This is a genomic window from Shewanella sp. TC10, assembly GCF_009663145.1.
In the GTDB taxonomy this organism is placed as follows: Bacteria; Pseudomonadota; Gammaproteobacteria; order Enterobacterales; family Shewanellaceae; genus Shewanella.
This window is the reverse complement of the sequence record NZ_VKHR01000028.1, coordinates 21,432-40,936: the sequence shown is the minus strand read 5'-3', so window position 1 is coordinate 40,936 and position 19,505 is coordinate 21,432. Positions and strand designations below refer to the sequence as shown.

12 protein-coding genes and 1 riboswitch are annotated in these 19,505 nt (G+C 42.2%); of the genes, 5 read left to right on the top strand and 7 right to left on the bottom strand.

The window, feature by feature from the left end; translation table 11 throughout:
* Positions 1-190 precede the first annotated feature (190 nt).
* Positions 191-796 carry a tRNA adenosine(34) deaminase TadA gene (gene tadA, locus FNZ24_RS11290; RefSeq protein ID WP_153914587.1) on the top strand — a complete coding sequence of 202 codons (606 nt, stop codon included), beginning with the start codon at positions 191-193 and terminating at the stop codon, positions 794-796.
* 151 nt (positions 797-947) lie between these two features.
* Here the strand turns inward: tadA and mltF are convergent, their stop codons facing one another.
* Positions 948-2,420 (bottom strand): membrane-bound lytic murein transglycosylase MltF, encoded by a 1,473-nt coding sequence (gene mltF, locus FNZ24_RS11285; protein WP_153914586.1) that lies wholly within the window; start codon positions 2,418-2,420, stop codon positions 948-950.
* A 406-nt stretch (positions 2,421-2,826) separates the two neighbouring features.
* Between mltF and purL the strand changes: the two genes are divergently transcribed.
* A complete protein-coding gene (gene purL, locus FNZ24_RS11280) occupies positions 2,827-6,708 on the top strand; it encodes a phosphoribosylformylglycinamidine synthase (RefSeq protein ID WP_153914600.1) in 3,882 nt (1,293 codons plus the stop codon).
* Positions 6,709-6,825: 117 nt separating this feature from the next.
* On the opposite strand, the gene FNZ24_RS11275 is transcribed toward purL, so the two are convergent.
* Positions 6,826-7,524, bottom strand: a complete 699-nt coding sequence (locus tag FNZ24_RS11275; protein WP_153914585.1) for a LuxR C-terminal-related transcriptional regulator — start codon at positions 7,522-7,524, stop codon at positions 6,826-6,828.
* Positions 7,508-8,167: a helix-turn-helix transcriptional regulator gene (locus FNZ24_RS11270; RefSeq protein WP_194945048.1), complete on the bottom strand. Its 660-nt coding sequence runs from the start codon at positions 8,165-8,167 to the stop codon at positions 7,508-7,510. The genes FNZ24_RS11275 and FNZ24_RS11270 overlap by 17 nt, the downstream gene beginning before the upstream one ends.
* A gap of 244 nt (positions 8,168-8,411) precedes the next feature.
* Here FNZ24_RS11270 and FNZ24_RS11265 point away from each other — a divergent pair, with 244 nt between their 5' ends.
* The 3 genes from FNZ24_RS11265 to FNZ24_RS11255 all read left to right on the top strand — a co-directional run bounded on the left by FNZ24_RS11265 (position 8,412) and on the right by FNZ24_RS11255 (position 14,691).
* On the top strand, positions 8,412-10,535 hold the full coding sequence (locus FNZ24_RS11265) for a hypothetical protein (protein WP_153914583.1): 2,124 nt from the start codon (positions 8,412-8,414) through the stop codon (positions 10,533-10,535).
* A gap of 461 nt (positions 10,536-10,996) precedes the next feature.
* Entirely contained in the window at positions 10,997-12,379 is a 1,383-nt protein-coding gene (locus tag FNZ24_RS11260; RefSeq protein WP_153914582.1) for a cobyrinate a,c-diamide synthase, read from the top strand.
* A 213-nt stretch (positions 12,380-12,592) separates the two neighbouring features.
* Positions 12,593-12,764: riboswitch (cobalamin riboswitch) on the top strand.
* Positions 12,765-12,876: 112 nt separating this feature from the next.
* Positions 12,877-14,691 (top strand): TonB-dependent receptor domain-containing protein, encoded by a 1,815-nt coding sequence (locus tag FNZ24_RS11255; RefSeq protein WP_153914581.1) that lies wholly within the window; start codon positions 12,877-12,879, stop codon positions 14,689-14,691.
* 107 nt (positions 14,692-14,798) lie between these two features.
* Here the strand turns inward: FNZ24_RS11255 and FNZ24_RS11250 are convergent, their stop codons facing one another.
* The 4 genes from FNZ24_RS11250 to FNZ24_RS11235 all read right to left on the bottom strand — a co-directional run bounded on the left by FNZ24_RS11250 (position 14,799) and on the right by FNZ24_RS11235 (position 19,489).
* On the bottom strand, positions 14,799-15,929 hold the full coding sequence (locus tag FNZ24_RS11250; protein WP_153914580.1) for a threonine-phosphate decarboxylase: 1,131 nt from the start codon (positions 15,927-15,929) through the stop codon (positions 14,799-14,801).
* Entirely contained in the window at positions 15,878-16,855 is a 978-nt protein-coding gene (gene cbiB / locus FNZ24_RS11245) for an adenosylcobinamide-phosphate synthase CbiB (protein ID WP_153914579.1), read from the bottom strand. Before cbiB ends, FNZ24_RS11250 begins: the two co-directional genes overlap by 52 nt.
* Positions 16,842-17,426 carry a histidine phosphatase family protein gene (locus FNZ24_RS11240; protein ID WP_153914578.1) on the bottom strand — a complete coding sequence of 195 codons (585 nt, stop codon included), beginning with the start codon at positions 17,424-17,426 and terminating at the stop codon, positions 16,842-16,844. Before FNZ24_RS11240 ends, cbiB begins: the two co-directional genes overlap by 14 nt.
* Positions 17,427-17,554: 128 nt before the next feature.
* Positions 17,555-19,489, bottom strand: a complete 1,935-nt coding sequence (locus tag FNZ24_RS11235; protein ID WP_153914577.1) for a TonB-dependent receptor plug domain-containing protein — start codon at positions 19,487-19,489, stop codon at positions 17,555-17,557.
* Positions 19,490-19,505 lie beyond the last annotated feature (16 nt).

The window sequence follows — 19,505 nt, the reverse complement described above, 5'->3', positions numbered from 1 at the left end:
AGTTTCGATTAAAGACATAAAAGGCGCTTAGGCGCCTTTTTTATTGGGATAAATTTACTGTTGTTTGCCGTATAATCAGCTGAAGTAAGATTTACTGTACACCTGAAAATTTAAACCATATGCAATAAGCTACAAATCGCTAAATATAAATATCGCTAAATATAAATCATCGGTATACCAAGAGACACTAATGACGTTAGAAAACAAAGCCCGTATCAGCCAAAAGCAGCAAGCGAGTGAGGCCAAGCCTTTAACACCTGAGGAGCTAGCAGTGCGTGCTGCTCAAGATGAAAAGTGGATGCGTATGGCACTAGAGCTGGCCACTAAAGCTGAAGCACTAGGTGAAGTCCCTGTTGGCGCTGTTTTGGTGAAAGATGATGAGCTGATTGCATCAGGGTTTAATTTAAGCATTACAGAGCACGACCCTAGTGCCCATGCTGAAATGCAGTGCATACGCGCTGCGGGCAAAGTGTTAGAAAATTACCGCATGCTTGGCGCGACTTTGTATGTCACTTTAGAGCCTTGTCCAATGTGTGCAGGTGCTATGATCCATAGCCGAATAGAGCGTGTGGTGTTTGGCGCGAAGGACTTAAAAACGGGTGCGGCGGGTAGTGTGATAAATCTTTTGCAAGACTCGCACTTTAATCATCAGTTAACGGTGACATCAGGTATTTTAGCTGAAGAGTGTGCGAGTCAGTTAAGTCAGTTTTTTAAGCGTCGTAGAGATGAGAAAAAAGCGTTAAAAAAACTACTCAAACAGCAATCAGACTTGTTGCTGCAAAAAGGCAAAGAATAGTTTTTGACGATTAAGCATTCTACGCTGCTTTTGTTTGATGATATTGCGGCGACGAGCGTTATTGTTGATGTTACTTCTTCTCATTATTCACCTTCATTTTTTAATTTTTAATCGTATATTGTGGCTATGCTAGCCTGTTTTGATGACTGTTTTATTGCGCAGAAGATTTAATCACATCTTCTGGGTTTTCTGAATTATCAGCATTGAGGCTCGTTTCGTCAGCCAGTTCACCTTCAATTTTGCTCTCAATATCTAATAGCTCTTGCTGTTTATTTTGACTATCTACCCAAACTAAGGTGTCGTAATAACGGCGGATATTATCAACATAATGAGCCGCTTCATTACCGCGAGCGTAGCCATAACGAGTATGTTGATAATACTTGCGTTGTTGTAGTAAAGGTAAAACTTGTTTCACGTCGCGCCACGCACTGGGATCTTTCCCCATGCCTTGAGTAATTTTACGAGCATCTTCCACATGGCCTAAGCCAATATTATATGAAGCCAGCGCGAACCATATACGTTGGCTGTCAGGAATAGACGCTGGCAATCTATCAATCATTTTTTGCAAATAAATCGCGCCGCCTCGAATACTCTGTTCGGCATCTAAACGGTTATCTACCCCAACTGAACTGGCGGTGGGTTGGGTTAACATCATCATCCCACGTACACCGGTTGGTGAACGTGCTTTAGGGTTCCAATGAGATTCTTGATAACCGGTGGCAGCGAGTTTACGCCAGTCTAAATCACCTGCATGTTTTTCAAATAGTGCCTGATACTCAGGTAGCACATTATCAATTGCACGAATAAAGGCACGGGTATCCACATAATCAAAACGTTTAACATGGCCAAAATACTTTTCGTTTAAGTGCTCTAATGTGCCATTACGTTTTTGAATATGCCAAAACGATAACAGCGAACTCAATAAGTAGTCGCTATTAAGAGGTGGTAATAGCCAGACAACTTGGGTCTTTTCGTCCAATACAATGCCTGCACGTAGTTCAGGTAAATAACGTTGATTGATCAAAAGGCTGTTTGAATCGGCAATGGTATACAGGATATCGCCAGCAGCGACCATCGAAAATAGTTCTTCATTATCGCTATCGCTAACTTGTTGCCAAGTGAGGTTAGGATTGGATTGTTTCAGTTTTGATAAGGTATCAACGGCGGCAGATTCGGAGATAACGCTTATATCACCCTGAAGCTTGTTAAAGTCACGAGGCTTCAGGTTACCTGACTTATATACCAACACCTGATTGACTTCATAAAGGGTAGGGCCTAATAAAAATTGTTCACGACGATTGTTGGTCGTGGTAATCGCTGCTGCGACAATATCAATTTCGTTTTGACGTAATGCTTCAAATAATTGTTGGCGATTATTATAAGGCACCATCTCTAAAGGAACATCGAGGTATTGGGCAAACTTAGCTGCCATTTCATAATCGAAACCGCTTTCGCCATGATCAGATCTAAGATAGGTTTGCGAGCCGTAAAGTGTCCCTACCTTTAAAACGGTACGAACGGGGATCTGTTCAACAAACTCAGTGGCTTTCATATTGGCTTGGTGACAAGCACTCAGCAGCAAACAAATTGAAATAATGGCGACTAGCGATAAATGTTTGGTCATGTCCCTCGGTTAATGAAGTGAGTTAGGTAGCAGAAAATAGTGATCAATGTGCGGGTGTCAGTCGCGGATTTTCTAGGTTGCCGCCTATTTGTACTTCAAAGCGTCATTTAAAAAATATGGCTTAATAAAGATACTGTAGCAGTAGTTTTGTATTTCACCTAGTCCAGTACCCTTGAGTGTTAAATTATACGGTTGAATTTATTAGTAAAATCGAATTTAAAAAAATAAATTAATGATGAAATGTTGCTGAAACATTACTGCGATAATTTGTGGTTTATTTCTGATTGTTTTCGTTAACGGGAAACACTGTTCACGCACGCCTTCTTAGGTGATTTATAAAGTGCGATTCCCTATAATAGCGCCAATTCTTACCCTGCCATTATAATCAATAAGGTGAATTGACGTGATTGAGATCATTCGCGGAGCCCCAGCACTTTCAGCTTTTAGAGTTCAAAAGCTTATGGAGGCCTGTGAAACCGCAGCCCTTCCTGTTGAGCAAATCTATGCTGAGTATGTCCATTTAGCCGATTTAAGCGACAAGCTTGATGATAAAGAATATCAGCAACTTGAAACGATTTTAACTTACGGGCCAGCCATCGAATCTCATGCACCAGAAGGTGCGTTGTTCTTTGTAACACCTCGTCCAGGCACTATCTCTCCTTGGTCTTCAAAAGCTACTGACATTGCAAAAAACTGCGGTTTAAGCAAAGTAAAACGTTTAGAACGTGGTGTTGCTTACTATGTTGCTGGTGCGTCGTTAACGACTGAGCAATTAGAGCAAGTTAAAGGCTTAATCCACGACCGTATGGTTGAAGTGATTTTACCTGAGTTTGCCGCAGCATCAGTACTGTTTGAGCGCACTGAGCCATTACCATTTAAGAGTATTAATATTCTTGCTGAAGGCCGCCGCGCACTCGAAGTTGCCAACGTTCAGTTAGGTCTAGCGCTAGCAGAAGATGAAATTGATTATTTAGTGGATAATTTTGTTCGCTTAAATCGTAATCCAAATGACATCGAATTAATGATGTTCGCACAGGCTAACTCAGAGCATTGTCGTCATAAAATCTTCAATGCTGACTGGACTATTGACGGTCAAGTGCAGCCTAAATCATTGTTCAAAATGATTAAGAACACCTTTGAAGTGACGCCTGACAATGTGTTGTCTGCCTATAAAGATAACGCAGCGGTTATGAACGGTAGCGTTGCAGGACGTTTCTTCCCAGATCAAGACGGTGTGTATAACTACCACACTGAGCCAATGCACATCTTGATGAAAGTGGAAACTCATAACCACCCTACAGCGATTAGCCCATACCCAGGTGCAGCAACGGGTTCAGGCGGTGAAATCCGTGATGAAGGCGCAACAGGTCGTGGTTCAAAACCTAAAGCGGGTTTAACAGGCTTTAGTGTTTCTAACCTTAAGATCCCAGGGTTTGTTCAACCATGGGAAGGCGATTACGGCAAACCTAGCCGTATTGTTACACCACTCGAAATTATGACTGAAGGCCCGTTAGGCGGCGCAGCATTTAACAATGAGTTTGGTCGTCCTGCGTTAGTGGGTTACTTCCGTACCTACGAGCAAGAAGTATCAAGCCATAATGGCGTTGAAGTCCGTGGTTACCACAAGCCAATTATGCTTGCTGGTGGTTTAGGTAACATCCGTGAAGACCATGTTCAAAAAGGCGAAATCACTGTAGGCGCTAAGCTTATCGTTTTAGGTGGCCCTGCAATGAACATCGGTTTAGGCGGCGGCGCTGCTTCATCAATGGCATCTGGCCAATCTAGCGAAGACTTAGATTTTGCTTCAGTACAACGTGAAAACCCAGAAATGGAACGTCGTTGTCAGGAAGTGATCGATCGCTGCTGGCAGATGGGTGATGACAACCCAATTCAATTTATTCACGATGTGGGCGCAGGCGGATTATCAAATGCCTTCCCTGAACTTGTGAATGATGGTGACAGAGGCGCACTATTTAACTTACGCAATGTGCCTTCAGATGAGCCTGGCATGAGCCCACTTGAGATTTGGTGTAATGAATCACAAGAGCGCTATGTTATGTCTGTCGCGCCAGAGAATTTAGAAACCTTCAGAAAAATTTGTGAGCGTGAACGCGCGCCGTTTTCTGTAGTAGGTGATGCCACTGAAGAGCAGCACCTAACGCTTGAAGATAGCCATTTTGACAACAAGCCAATTGATTTACCGCTTGAAGTACTTTTAGGTAAAGCGCCTAAAATGAGCCGTGATGTGGTTTCAGCAAAAGCTGAATCACCAGCGCTTAATCAAGCAGATATTGATGTTAAAGATGCAGTATCACGCATTTTACATTTACCAACCGTTGCTGATAAGTCATTCCTAATCACCATTGGTGACCGCTCTGTAACGGGTTTAGTTAACCGTGACCAAATGGTTGGCCCATGGCAGGTTCCGGTTGCAGATTGTGCTGTTACCGCATCAAGTTTTGATAGCTACGCTGGTGAAGCAATGTCTATCGGTGAGCGTACGCCGCTGGCACTACTTGATTTTGGCGCATCGGCACGTATGGCTGTAGCAGAATCAATTTTGAACATTGCTGGTACTGACATCGGTTCATTCAAAGACATTAAGTTATCAGCTAACTGGATGTCTGCAGCAGGTCACCCAGGTGAAGATGCTGGTCTTTATGAAGCAGTAAAAGCAGTCGGTGAAGAGTTATGTCCTGAGCTTGAGTTAACTATCCCAGTGGGTAAAGACTCAATGTCTATGAAGACTGCTTGGAACGATGCAGGCCAAGACAAAACCGTGACGTCGCCAATGTCATTGGTTATCACTGCATTCGGCGTGGTTAAAGACATTCGCCATACAGTGACACCTGAGCTTCGCACCAACAAAGGTGAGACTGAGCTGTTATTAGTTGATTTAGCGAAAGGGCAAAACCGTTTAGGCGGTTCTTGTCTAGCGCAAGTATTCAGCCAACTTGGCGATGTAGCACCAGATTTAGATGATGCAGCAAGCTTACGTGGCTTCTTTGAAGTGATTCAGCCATTAGTGGCTGATCAAAAAGTGATTGCTTACCATGACCGCAGTGACGGTGGTTTGTTCACCACACTTGTTGAAATGGCATTTGCAGGTAACACTGGTCTGAACATTGACCTTAGCGCATTAAAAGGTAACGACTTAGAGCGTTTATTTAATGAAGAGCTAGGTGCGGTTATTCAAGTATCTAAAGCTGATAGCGCAGATATCAAAGCACAATTTATCGCCGCTGGTGTTGAGTGTCATAGCGTTGCCACTTTAACATCTGACGACCAGATTACCGTTGTTGATGGTGAGCGTGCAGTATTCAATGACTCTCGTGTTGCGCTTCGTACTATGTGGTCAGAAACCACTTACCGCATGCAAGCAATGCGTGATAACCCTGAGTGTGCTAAAGAAGAGTTTGAACTTAAGCAGCAGGCTAAAGACCCAGGCCTTACGGTTGAACTAGGCTTTAACCCAAGTGAAGACGTTGCCGCGCCGTTCATCTTAAAAGGCGCAGCGCCTAAGATGGCGATTATCCGTGAGCAAGGTGTTAACTCTCACGTTGAAATGGCAGCGGCATTTGACCGCGCAGGTTTTGAAAGCCGCGACGTTCACATGTCAGATATTCTATCTGGTCGCATTAGTCTTGAAGAGTTCCAAGGTCTAGTGGCTTGTGGTGGCTTCTCATACGGTGATGTTTTAGGCGCTGGTGAAGGTTGGGCTAAATCAATCTTATTTAACGACCGTGCTCGCAGTGAGTTCTCACGTTTCTTTGAGCGTGATGCCACATTAGCACTGGGTGTATGTAATGGTTGTCAGATGTTATCTAACCTGAAAGAAATCATTCCAGGTAGTGAGCATTGGCCACATTTTGTTCGTAACCGTTCAGAGCGTTTCGAAGCACGTGCAAGTTTAGTTGAAGTGCAAAAGAGTCCTTCAATTTTCTTCGAAGGAATGGAAGGTTCACGCATGCCAATCGCCGTATCACACGGTGAAGGTCGCGCTGAGTTTAAGTCTGTTGAAGCCTTAGCTGCTGCTGAAGCATCAGGTACAGTGGCACTGCGTTATGTTGACGGTAATGGTCAAATCGCAACGCAATACCCACAAAACCCAAATGGTTCGCCAAATGCAATCACTGCACTAACGACAACCGATGGTCGAGTAACAATCATGATGCCGCATCCTGAGCGTGTATTCAGAACCGTTGCTAACTCATGGCACCCAGACGAGTGGGCAGAAGACAGCCCATGGATGCGTATGTTCCGTAACGCACGCGTTAAGTTAGGTTAATTTGAAATTGACCTAATGTGTTAACAGCTAAAAGGCGACCAAATGGTCGCCTTTTTTATTGTCTGAAGTTAATACAGGTGAATTTATTAAACTTAGCTGACTTGTGATAGTGAGAGGTTAATTGGATTGAATTAAGCCTAAATTAGCGGCTAAAAACACCATCTGTGACCAAGTTTTAACACCTAGCTTTTTCTTAATGACTGCTAAGCGATAATCAACACCACGGTTAGTAAGAAAACATTCTGTAGCAATATCGCCTCTTGATGCGCCACTTGCTACTAGTTGAATTGTTTTGCGTTCAGGCTCGCTGATAATTTGATAATCCATGATGGGATTTAATAGGTTCTGTTGTTTGAAAATAACCTCATGTTGGAACTCGATAAGACGTTTTTCTAACTTGAATAAATAGTCCTGAGGTAATACAACCTCATCTTCGAATAACATGAAGAATGAACCATAGAAATTCGGATTGAAAGCGCAGGGCACATTGATAGTTATTTTTGATTCATAACCAAACTTCTTCATTTCAGTCAACGGGCTTTTGCTTTTGTTACTCCAATTTGAGTATTCCCAATGATGAAACTGTTTTATTCTTGATAGTGGTGTGTTTTCATCCACAGGAGCCCATTTTTTACGTGAAACCTTTGCAAAATTCATTACATTTATTGAGCTGGAAAGCATATTGGTTCGCTTGTTTCCTAGCTTTTTTTTATTAATTTCTAGTGGGCATTCATTATTGGTGTCAATAAAGTAAATAATGTCTCTATTACCAAGTTCTTCAGTCATAGCGCATGAAAGTTTATCGAGTAATATCATTATTGACGCACCCCATTTTATTAATTTTAAAAACTAAAGATGATATATTAGGAGAGTTTAATTTTTGTTTTCCTAACTCTAAGTGGTAATCAATTCCACGCTCTGTCATATTGAGTTCTTTTGCTGCTTCACCTCTATTTAAGCCTTTTGAAAGCAGGTTTATTACTCTAATTAGATTAGTGCTAATAATGTCTAAATCATGGTTAAGTTGTAAGGGTAATTGTAGTTCATTAACAATCTTAAATGCTATATACCTAATCCACCCTTCTGATTTTTCGATTATTTCTTTGTTATTTGACATTAAGCTTTGAGCATTGATGATGATATTTGCATTGAGACTGTATTGCGGTTGCAAAGAGACCGTCACCTTGTATTGAGCTGCAGAGGTAATAAGTTCTTCAACTTTTATTACTAAGTCATTATGGAGTTTTTTAGTATCGTTATTGATTATTTTTTTTATATCATCAGGGATGTCAGTGTCGCTATTTGATATTAATGTGATTTTTTTATATTTATCTTTTATTTGGAAATCGTTAGTTTTTTGGTAGGTCAAATAAAGAAGCATATGCCAATCTTTGCACTTTGGTGCATTAAGATTTAATGAGTCTTCGATGATGATTTTTATTTCCTGGCAACAGTTCATTTAACCCATGTCACTCTGTTAATTAATTTATATATAGTAAGTGGTAAATGGTAGTAGGCAATATTTGTTATAACTAATTGCGTTTCTGATCACAAATGCAAAAATATTATTTGTTTATGAATGTTTTTCGTAAAAACACTGTGATTTCTCATGTGCGTACCTCTTTATGGGTGTGTGAATATTTTCGGTAGCGAGAAGGTAATAATCACGCATATAAAGAGAAATGAGAGATAAGGTTATGAGAATGATGAAGCTTAAGCTTAAAAAAGCGTCAGTGTTAGCAACTATGCTTGCAGCATTAATGGCCACAGGTTGTGGCAGTGATAATGATACGGAGACAGTAACACCCACCCCAGACCCTGAAGTCGTTGAGCCTGAAACAGGTACAGGCGTTTTTGAACACGTATGGGGCCCTGATATTAAATGGCAATTAGAAAACCCTTTTTACGCCTACCTTGATGTCGTTACTCGTGACGATATGCTTAAGCAATTTCAAAAAACAGGTACGCCTGAAAATGGATTTAAGGTAGATCCTGCCGATTTGCGTGAGCGAAAGTTAGCGTCTCTGGCCGCAGGTGATGGTAAGTATATTGAGAACGAGGCCTATAAAGATCACCAAATTACTTTCGCAGATGTACTGTTGTATTTAAATGATACCGTTGATGGCTTTACCGTTGACCATGAATTTAATGAGGAGTTGAATGCTTACCAGTGGAAAGTAACTTATGACTACGGGACCGCAGATAAATCAGATGATGTCACCTTAGATCCAAACTGGTATGGCAGTTATATGATTGACTTTGCCGAGTTTCGTCGAGAGAAGTTTTACGATGCTCAGGGTGAAGCGCTTTATTTACGCCTTGAGGATGTGCTTGTCGAAAATAATTCAGGTGTGTTATTTAAGCAATTCAGCCCTGCAATGACTGAGCGTCGTGAGCAGATTCAATTAGATCAAGCTGAGCGACGTATTGCCAGTCTAGAGGCGGAAAGAAAGTTCTACTCCGAAGATACCCCGGTTATTCGTGTACCTTCGGTAATGCTCATTCCAATTGAAGAGTTTGGTGTTGCAGGTGGTACGCCCATTTTCTTGACAGATGTTGAAGCTCGATCGCATAACCTGCGCCCAGATATCTATAAGCAAGATCAGGCTATAACAATGGCTGATGTTCTGCTCAGTATCAATGAGCAAGAGCTTGCACAAGTTGGTTTCTCATTCTGGGGGACACTTGAGTCTGGAGTTGAATTAAATCATTTTGTTATTAACGAAATTAATGGCAAACGAAAAGGTGGTGCTCACGGCTACGTTATTAATACTGGTGTGACCTGGGCGATGGATGACTTTAATGCTAAATACTTAGTCCCTGGTTTAGCTGTGCACAGTGCAACTCCAGGAACCTATTGTGATCGTTTAGGAGGCGTCAATTACCTTGATCCAAGTGATAACTCTACCGACTATCCTGATGGAAAGTTAGACACGGCACCAAATGCTGAATATAACGAGTTAAGCTGTGACCCTGAAACTACTGCGGTTGAAGATTGGTTTATTGACCAAGAATTCCACTTGTTCAGTGATGTTTGGCTCATGAATAACCCTGGTGATAGTTTAACTGTGGTTAATTTCCACATGTATGGTTACTATCCCGAGCCACAATCTAAACGTGTTGCAGGTGATGGGCTGTGGCCTGTATATGATGCGCGCAATGCTAAGTATCCACTTGATGAGGATCATTTTGGTTGGGGCATCGCTAACTGTGGTAATTGTCATTCGTTGCAAGGTATTCACTCTGAAGGCGATATTGCTCCAGACTTAGGTGTTAATCCAAAACTGGTTGATATTTACGACACAGGTAAAGTGCAATCGTACCCAGTAGAAGATCCATCAGAGCTAGTAATTGCTCCATATCAATGTGCTGAGTGTCATGGTGGTAATGGTGCTCCAGCCGGTCATGGTGAATTTGCTCGCTGTTACTGGTGTCACGCCGAAGATTTTGTGCCTGAAAATCACGGTTCGGTGTCTAAATATGTGACTCGTGCAGATGTTTATGGTGATCAAGCAAGTGTTTCTGGTGGTAATCAACCCAATTTATATCAACGTGCATATCGCTCATTATCTGTTAATGCTGGCGAAGAAAATCGTGATGCAGTTGTTGAGCTTGAAAATGAAATCAACAACGATGGCAACTTCAAGTATGTAATCGATATGACAAGTGACCGAGCTCTACCAGCAAATGAAAACGTGAACTGGGAAGGCTATTGGGGATTATATTCAGATGATATGAAGATCCGTACCAATAACGATTGGATGACTGATCCGACTTACCCAGATCCATATGCATGTGTAACTTGCCACTATGAGACAGAGGAATAATCCAGTTACCTAGTGATAGGCTGAGTAATCGTTAAATTAAGCCGCTACAGATTTATTTTCTGTGGTGGCTTTTATTTTTAATCTGATCTTCAACACATACTCGCTTAACAGTGCACTTTTGCCTACTGATGAACCATTCAATTTGATGGATAACGAAAATAACCGACTAGTTATTATTGTTAGTTCATTCACAATTTTAAATTTTCTGTGAAAACCCCTAGCGTTATCTTTTTTTAGCTTTTGTAAAATGGATTACTTTCTTCTGTGGGAGCGAAATGTAGATGAAGCCCAGAATATGAATAAAATAATGAAATAGCTGAGCATTGCTGGATAACTGTGGATTAATACCTAATCAGTTCAGCATATCTCACAAACTGTTATCAGCTAATGGGAACAGATAAAGAAGACTTCGTTCTTAGTGAGTGGAAATAGTTTAATTTTTTGATGAGTAAATACAATAAATGACAAATAGCAACCATCAGGCAAATTCTTATAGCTGTCCAGCGCTATTTATTACTGCCCCACAATCCGATAGCGGTAAGACAACCATTGTTGCAGCATTAGCCCGTTATTGGCGTAATAAGAAAAAGCGTGTTCGGGTATTTAAAACCGGCCCAGATTTTATCGATCCAATGTTTCACGAAGTGGCCAGTGGCTATCCTGCTTATCAACTTGATATCGGTATGATGGGACTTGAACATTGTAAACAGCACTTGTACAAAGCGGCCGCGCAGGCAGATCTCATTTTGGTAGAAGGAGTTATGGGGATGTACGATGGGCATAGCTCATCAGCCAACTTGGCGCAGCAGTTAGGGATACCAATGTTAGCTGTTTTACCCGCTGCTAAAATGGCGCAGACGTTTGGAGCGATTGCCTATGGTTTAGCTCACTACCAACCTGATGTTAATTTGTTTGGTGTCGTAGCCAATCAGGTTGGCAGTGCTGGTCATGCGAAATTATTACAGCAAAGCCTGCCCGAGGGCATTGAGTTTTGTGGCGCTCTTATGCGTGATAAAGCCCTTGAGTTACCAGACCGACATTTGGGATTGGTACAAGCTAATGAAATACCAGAGCTTGATGCTTGGTTAGATAATGCAGCTAATCTGCTAGGTGAGAGCTGCCCAATGCCTCTGCCAGAACCCGTTACCTTCGATTATGTTGCGCCTGAGAATAATGAACCTCTATTAGAACAAACACCGATGTTAGTGGGGACTAAAATTGCGGTTGCTTGGGATACTGCTTTTGCATTTGTGTATCGAGATAATTTGAACTTTTTAGAGCAACAGGGGGCGGAGCTACACTGTTTCTCGCCGCTCACGCAAGCCTTACCTGAGTGTGATGCCCTGTATCTTCCCGGTGGATACCCTGAACTCCATAGTGATGCCCTTAAAAGCAATATTGAATTGACCGCGCAAATTAAACAGCATGTATCAGATAATAAACCTGTCGTTGCAGAGTGTGGTGGCATGTTGTATTTATTAGAATCCTTGACAGATCACAAAGGTAAAAAAACGCCGATGTTGGGCATATTACCAGGTCATTGCCAGATGCATGATAAGTTACAAAGCATCGGCATTTTGGCTGCACAACTATCCCTTGAGGATAATGTTTCGCATCATAATTCAGTTCCTACAACTCAAGTCTTGAAAGGCCATTGCTTCCATTATTCTAGTACAGAACTGGAGCTTAAACCGTTCGTCTACGCAACTCATATTGGTGGGCGCCCTGCCTCAGAAGCAGTATACCGCTACCAAAATGTCACAGCATCGTATGTTCATTGGTTTTTTTACAGTGCTCCTCAGGTAATTTGCCAATGGTTTAAGCCAACTTCTTACTCGTCGTAAAAACAATTACTACTTAAGCCATTCGTTAATTTTTATCTAAAAGCAAATCGTCAACAAAGTGGCTCTATTTATTAGAGCCTTTGTGACCAATTAAACGGGTAGTAAATGTATTACTGTTCATGGTTTAAGCGTAAGTGTGATCAGAGCGAAATCTTGGATAACTCAACCGAAACACTGTTAAAACTCCCATCAAATTGCCTAACAAGTTAGTAATATAATACGTTCATACAAGGTGCCATTAAGGCATAACAGGGAATGCGGTTAGATTCCGCAGCTGTACCTGCAACTGTAATCAGAGCAAGTTATGACACCACTGGCAAGAGCTGGGAAGGCATAACTGAAGACGCTGAGAGCCAGGAGACCTACCTTGTACAGTTAATTAACTGAAGCAAGCGGGGATTCTTGTGTCAGTGTTGGTTAGGGAGTTATTACCTGTAACCGATCTCTGTTACCTCACCTGTAAGCTCCAGTTCTAATCAAATGAGAACTAGGATGCGATGAAACTTTCACCCCAACTTTCTATGGTAAGCCTTGCGTTAATAGCGAGTTTTACTGCCCAAGCAAATAATACCGTTGTTGATGAAGTTATTGTTATTTCAGGGGACCGATTTGGTTCAGTCCCAGAGCAGCAATTACAGGTCGTCAATTTAATTGAGCGTGTAGATATTGAGAAACTCAACCCAAAGTCTGTTGTCGATGTACTGGAAACGCTACCTGCGGTAACAGTGACTCGCAATGGTGGAGCAGGGCAAAATGCGAGCGTGTCTATACGTGGTGCTAATAGTAGCCACTCTTTAGTGTTAGTTGATGGACTACGTGTAAGTAGTGCTACGACAGGTTCTGTTAACTTTACCGCCGTTATGCCTGAGCAAATTGAGCGTATCGAAGTCATTAAAGGGCCACGAGCTGCAGTATGGGGAAGTGACGCAATTGGCGGCGTTATTCATATTCAAACTCGTAAACTTGCGGGAGGAGAGCACTTTGCTACCGTTGAGGCTGGTTCGAACCAATATGGTCGCTTAACAGGTGGGGTTGGCTTTAGCCATGGCGATGGTCAAACGGGGATTACCGTGTCCCATGACCGTAGTGATGGATACGATGTTAAAGCTGATAACGAAACTGATGACGACGGTTATAAGCGTACTAGCGTAGGTTTAAGTGGTGGCCAGCAATTGAGTGAAGCTCTTCGTTTAGATTGGCTTGGACAGTACAACATTGGAGAAACCGAATACGACAGTAATTACGGTGGCAATGAATCAGAGTACGATAATTACTTCTGGAACTTAGCGGGTAGTTATAACCAGGGGAAATTTGAAAGTAAGCTGCAAATTGGCCAATCCCGTGACAACTCAGATACATTTCGTGATGGTGGTAGTGAATCTTTTGGCCTATTCCAAACGGATCGAGACCAGTTAAACTTTATCAACCAGTATCAGTTTACAGATGCTCTCACTGTGATAGCTGGGGTTGATTACATTAATGAAGCTGTCAAAGGTGACTTTGAAGTCGATGAACGCGATCAAACAGGAGTGTTTGGGTTAGTGCGCTATTTGGGCGAACATTTATTATTGGAAGGCGCGGTACGTGAAGATAGCGTAGATAACCTTAACAGTGAATCTACTTATAATCTTAGTGCAGGGTATCAGTTTAATGAGCATTGGCGTTTAGTTGCCACCCATGGTACTGGTTTTAAAGCGCCAAGTTTTAACGACCTTTATTACCCCAATAGTGGCAATCCTGATTTATTGTCTGAAACGTCATCTAATTCTGATATCACGCTATCATTCAATTATGGTGAATTTAATGCTTATATATCAGCTTATGATAATGAAATTGAAAACCTAATTTCCTGGGCGCCTACAGGCGAAAAAGATGATTATGGATATGATATTTGGAAACCTGCAAATATTGGTAAAGCTAGCTTTCAAGGTTATGAGTTACAGCTGAAATATCAATATGGCAATATGAGCCATAACCTTGGTTATCATTTTTTAGATGCTACAGATGAGACAACGGGCGAGCCGCTGACAGATCGTAGTGAACATGAACTCACTTATCGTATTGGTTATCAGTTGGCGCAGTGGTCACTTAATGCTGATTACCGCTATCAGGGTGAGCGATTTGTCAGCAGCTATGAAGAACCGCTCGATCCATATCATCAACTTGGTATGAGTGTCGGCTATGAAGTTAGCCAATCTTGGCGAATTGAAGCTAGAGTGAATAACCTTCTGGATGAGTCTATTGTGTCAGCTTCTGGTTACAATAGCCCTGGTCGAGAATTTTACTTAAGAGTTAATTATATCGGCATGTAAACGCCACAAGTTCTAACCTTATCTTTTCATTTCTTGTTTATTGTACATCTGTTTTATTTTGCCGGAGCTAGTCTCCGGCTTTTTTTATTAATTCATTACAATCTTCTTTATCGATTAATTGAATAGCTCAATATCTTCTTAAGTGCATTTTCTAATCGTGTTAATGCAATATTATCTAACGCTAATCCAAAGCGCAGCGCGTCTTTTTCATCCGTTAAGCGAACTAAAATAGCCTGCTCAGCAAGTTGATGGTGTATCTTTGGTGCGGTTGACGTTTCAACACGAATAAAAAGTGGAGTGACGGTTATTCGGTTAAAGTATCGCTGTAAAACCTGAGTTAGCTCGCAGCTGGATTGTGCAAGCTTTTTACGTTGGTTAGTCTGCCATTCGGTGTTTAGTAGTGCTCGCTTTACCACCTCTCTTGCTGGCCCGTTTACTTGCCATGGTCCTAGTAATAAATTGAGCTGCTCAATATTAGATGGGCTGGCAAAGCAAAAACCGACTCTGGCGCCAGCGAGACCAAAAAACTTACCGATTGAGCGCAATACAATAAGTGAAGAAGAATAAGGTGCTGAAGTTGTCTGTAGTAAGCTCGCATCGGCATGAGGATCGCAATCAATAAAGGCTTCATCTACAACCATTAGCCCACCCTGTTGGTGGATTTGCTCTAGCCAATTGAGCTGGATTTGGCTATCAAGCTGACACCCTAATGGATTGTTGGGATTGATAACCACTAACACATCGGCTTTGGCAATTTGTTCGACCGTAGGGCTACAATCATAAGTGATGATAGTAAAACCTTGCGCTTGCCAGGCTTTTTGGTGCTCCTTATAGCCGATACGTGGAACTAAAACGGTTTGAAAGTGGGACTGCTGCATACTGATCATTCTAGGCAGGGTTTGTATTGCCGCTTGTGAACCTGCAGTAGCGAGACAGTGCCAATTAACCTGGGCTTGAGAACAGTAATAACCCATCGCAGCCTCAAGTAGGCCGTCATTATCTTGAGGCAGTTGATTCCAGTAATCAGATGTACAATACGTTTCGGGATAGTGCCATGGACTAACGCCAGTGGAAAGATCAAGCCATTGGTTAATATCGATTCCATAGTCCTTAGCAGCTTGTCGTAATCTGCCACCGTGGTGGAGTTGTTTTGAGGCGAGAGTAGAGTTCAATTTATGTATCACTTCTAGGTTAATAATAATTGTACAAGCGCTAATAAACATAGAGTTAACGGCCATGCGAAATAGCTCTTATTAGCAAGTTGAGTTGCTCGTGGAATGTCGCTCATCTCGGCTTGTCGACCAATGCCAATCGGTGCTTTGTCGACTTCTTTACCAAAATAGGTCGCTTTACCACCAATTTCTATGCCTAGTGCGCCAGCGCCACTGTTCATCACTACGCCACCATTTGGGCTCACACATTTACTCGCTAAAGTCGCCCAGCTGTTAAAGGCATTTTTGGTTTGCCCTAGTAAGGCGAAAACGCAGGCTAACAACCTTGCCGGGATATAGTTCATTAGATCATCGATTTTGGCCGCGACATAACCAAAGTGAAAGAAACGTGTGTTTTTATAGCCCCACATGGCATCTAAGGTGTTACATCCTCGATAAAGCAATGCGGCGGGTAAGCCGCCCACGACGTACCAAAATAACGCACCAAATACCGCATCATTGGCATTTTCAAGCACAGACTCAAGAGTGGCATTAACGACTTGTTGTTCATTCATTTGTGAAGTATCACGACTAACTATCATTGCCACTTTATTTCTGGCGCCATCTAGGCCTGATTCTAGGTAGGCGTTGGAGATAGCTTCAGCATGTTGCTGTAAGCTGCGTCCACCGATAATCAAATACAATATGATGGCATCTATCCACCAGGGGGAGGCTAATAAGCTAGATAGAGTTTGTGGCAATGTGCTTAATATTAGCGATGTTACCGCATTCAATATCGGTACTAAGGCAAGTAAAGGAGCGCACACTAATATCCAAGCGAGCAAACCACTAATTTTATGATTGCGCCAAGTGAGAAGCTCAATAAACCTAGCCCAGCGACCAAATGTGACCAGTGGATGGTAACGTGTTGGCTCACCACATATTCGATCAATGAGCAGTGCTAATAAAGTGACAGCGGCGCAATGCCACAAGCTGATGTCAGTGATGAACAATGTTGCCTCCTTGGTAACTAAGGTGCAGTACCTGTCCGTTATCGGGCACGGTCGTCAAAAGGGTTGAGGTATCAGACGTTGACGTTTGCTGTTTAAGGCTCTCGCACAAAATTCGCATCCATTCGCCGTGGCAAATCACTGCAACTCTGTTCTCGTTAAGTTGGCTAAGCTGCTGCACGAACTCTTGTATTCGTTGCCGCACATGAAGTTCAGTTTCCATGCCTGCAACAGATTTATTTGGCTTAGATAAGCGTTGTTGATAGGTCGGATAAAATTTTGAATTAACTTTAATGGATTTTCCTTGAAGTAAGCCAAAGTGACGTTCTCTAAGGCTAATATGGGTTTGTAGAGGGAGGTTTAGGTGCTGATTGGCTATAGTGGCGGTTTGTACTGCTCGACCTAAATCGCTGCTGTAAATCGAAGTTGGAGCCAATTGTTTTAGTTGTTGGCCTAAGTAATTAGACTGCTCAACGCCAACGGATGTCAGAGGGCTGTCATGCTGTCCTTGCAAACGATATTGTTTGTTCCATTGGGTCTGCCCATGGCGGGCAATAAAAATCTCAATCGACATATAGGTATACTGTAATCGCTATTAAGCGTTCTCCAAAAAGTGTGATGAGCACAAATCTTTTATGTTTACTATCAAGAGCATGAAGTAACAACATGCTCTTTAAAAGGTCCTAACAGTGGCGTGAGATGTTAGAACTTGTAACCATAATTAAGCTGAATATTACGTGGCGTACCCATTACATCAATAGGACCGTCATAAAAATCTGCTGGTGCAGAACTAGCAGGGTTAAATAAACCGGTCACGTTTTCTGTGTCTAGTAAGTTTTCTACTTTTAAGGTCACAGTTTGGTTATGAATATTGCCAAAGTTTAGGGACCAGCCAAGGTCAACTAAAGTGTATTCACCGTACTCTAGGTCGTACTTGCTCATTGTGCCCACATAGTTAGCGTGTAGCCAAGCATTCCAATTTGAGTCAACTGGTTGGTAGTTAAGGCGAATGTTTGCCGTTAAATCAGGGATATCTAACAGTGCATCAACATCGTCTTGATCTTGAATATTGGTATAGGTGACAGCGACATCTAGGTTAATATCTTGTGTTAGGTACTGAACGGTACTGATATCAATGCCCTGAGTGACAACTTCTTGGCCAACATTCATATACTGCCAGTTTCCGTCGACTTGACCTGAGCCTATAAGGTTGGATATCTGACGCCAAAATAGGTTAGTTGCCCAATGTTGACTTTCATTATTGTAATCAACACCAAGGTTGACGTTAATACCTTCTTCAGGGGTTAGATTGCGGTTGCCCATGGTTGAGCCATCTTCTTTCGTATACAACTGCTCTGCAGTTGGTAAACTGAAAGATGTACCGGTGGCTAGCTTGATAGCCCACTTATCAGTTAGCTGATGTAGGCCGCTAATTTCGAAAGCATTACCCGATTCCCCATCGGTGATCATTGTGTGGCGGCCACCAATTGAAACTGTAGTATTATCTAAACCAAGCTCTGGTACATATTGCATGAAAACGTCTGTGGCGATTTCTGTATTGGATTCAAAATCCATGACCACATCTTCGCCATAGTATCGCTGCTGTTCGATACCATAGCGCAACTGATGACCATTAAGATTCGAGGTTATTTGCAGCTTGGCACCATAGTCTTCAAACCACCATGGATCATTATCATTGATAACTTCTACACTTTTATCTTCGTATTGATATAGACGGAAATAGTCGGTATCCCATTTGTGATAATAGGCTTTCAAGTACACTTGATGATCGGCATTGACCTTGTGTTCTGCTTGTGCGATTACCAGTGTTTGCTCACGCTTATTTTGAGTGGTTACATTGTAGTACGGACGAGCATAATCAAGGTCTGCTTTGTTGAATTGACCCATTAACTGTAAGCGAGTGTCACCTAAGGTTTGAGCTAGTTTTACTCCAAGGTTTTGTACGTCGTATCCTCGGTTTTTGTCAGTTGTGGTCCAATGCATATCTTCATCGGCAAACGGCTGGTACCCATCAGATTGGTCACTCGCGCCGAACACAGTCACTTCGGTTTGACCGATCTTTGATGTGCCGTAACCTGATAGTTGAGTGCTTGCCAAACTGTCGATTCCCACGTTGAGTTGCGCTTCATCGGTACCTTTATAGCTGCGTGTCACAACGTTGATGACTCCCGCAAGAGCCGTTGTACCATAAAGCACTGATTGGCCTGCTTTCATGACTTCAATTCGTTCAATCATTGCTGTTGAAATAGTATCTAGGTAACCACTGCCGAATAAGCGGTTATTAATCCGAACGCCATCAATTAGCCATAAGATGTCTTTTGAGCGTGAACCTTGCAGTGAGTATGTGGCATAGTCGTAACGACCATTTTTGGCGAGTGCGGTTAGCCCTGGTACGCTTTGTTGAAGAATTGCATTAAGATCTGACGTTCCCGCTTGTTCAATGGTTCCACGGTCAATAACCACTAGCTCGACACCGAGTTTTTGTTGGTCAAAAGCTTGTGATTGTTCAGCAACGCCTATGATTTCTAAATGTTCTATTTTTTGACTTTGGTCATCGGCTTGAACATTTGCTGCAGTTAAAAGAGAGACTGCAAAAAATACTTTTGAAAGTTTCATTATTATCCCTGAAAGT

Bases quoted from the DNA above. Each gene is read 5' to 3' on its own strand.
- mltF (WP_153914586.1), bottom strand. From the start codon at position 2,420: ATGACCAAACATTTATCGCTAGTCGCCATTATTTCAATTTGTTTGCTG.
- tadA (WP_153914587.1), top strand. From the start codon at position 191: ATGACGTTAGAAAACAAAGCCCGTATCAGCCAAAAGCAGCAAGCGAGT.
- FNZ24_RS11275 (WP_153914585.1), bottom strand. From the start codon at position 7,524: ATGATATTACTCGATAAACTTTCATGCGCTATGACTGAAGAACTTGGT.
- FNZ24_RS11235 (WP_153914577.1), bottom strand. From the start codon at position 19,489: ATGAAACTTTCAAAAGTATTTTTTGCAGTCTCTCTTTTAACTGCAGCA.
- FNZ24_RS11260 (WP_153914582.1), top strand. From the start codon at position 10,997: ATGACAAATAGCAACCATCAGGCAAATTCTTATAGCTGTCCAGCGCTA.
- FNZ24_RS11255 (WP_153914581.1), top strand. From the start codon at position 12,877: ATGAAACTTTCACCCCAACTTTCTATGGTAAGCCTTGCGTTAATAGCG.
- FNZ24_RS11265 (WP_153914583.1), top strand. From the start codon at position 8,412: ATGATGAAGCTTAAGCTTAAAAAAGCGTCAGTGTTAGCAACTATGCTT.
- FNZ24_RS11250 (WP_153914580.1), bottom strand. From the start codon at position 15,929: ATGGCCGTTAACTCTATGTTTATTAGCGCTTGTACAATTATTATTAAC.
- FNZ24_RS11270 (WP_194945048.1), bottom strand. From the start codon at position 8,167: ATGAACTGTTGCCAGGAAATAAAAATCATCATCGAAGACTCATTAAAT.
- FNZ24_RS11240 (WP_153914578.1), bottom strand. From the start codon at position 17,426: ATGTCGATTGAGATTTTTATTGCCCGCCATGGGCAGACCCAATGGAAC.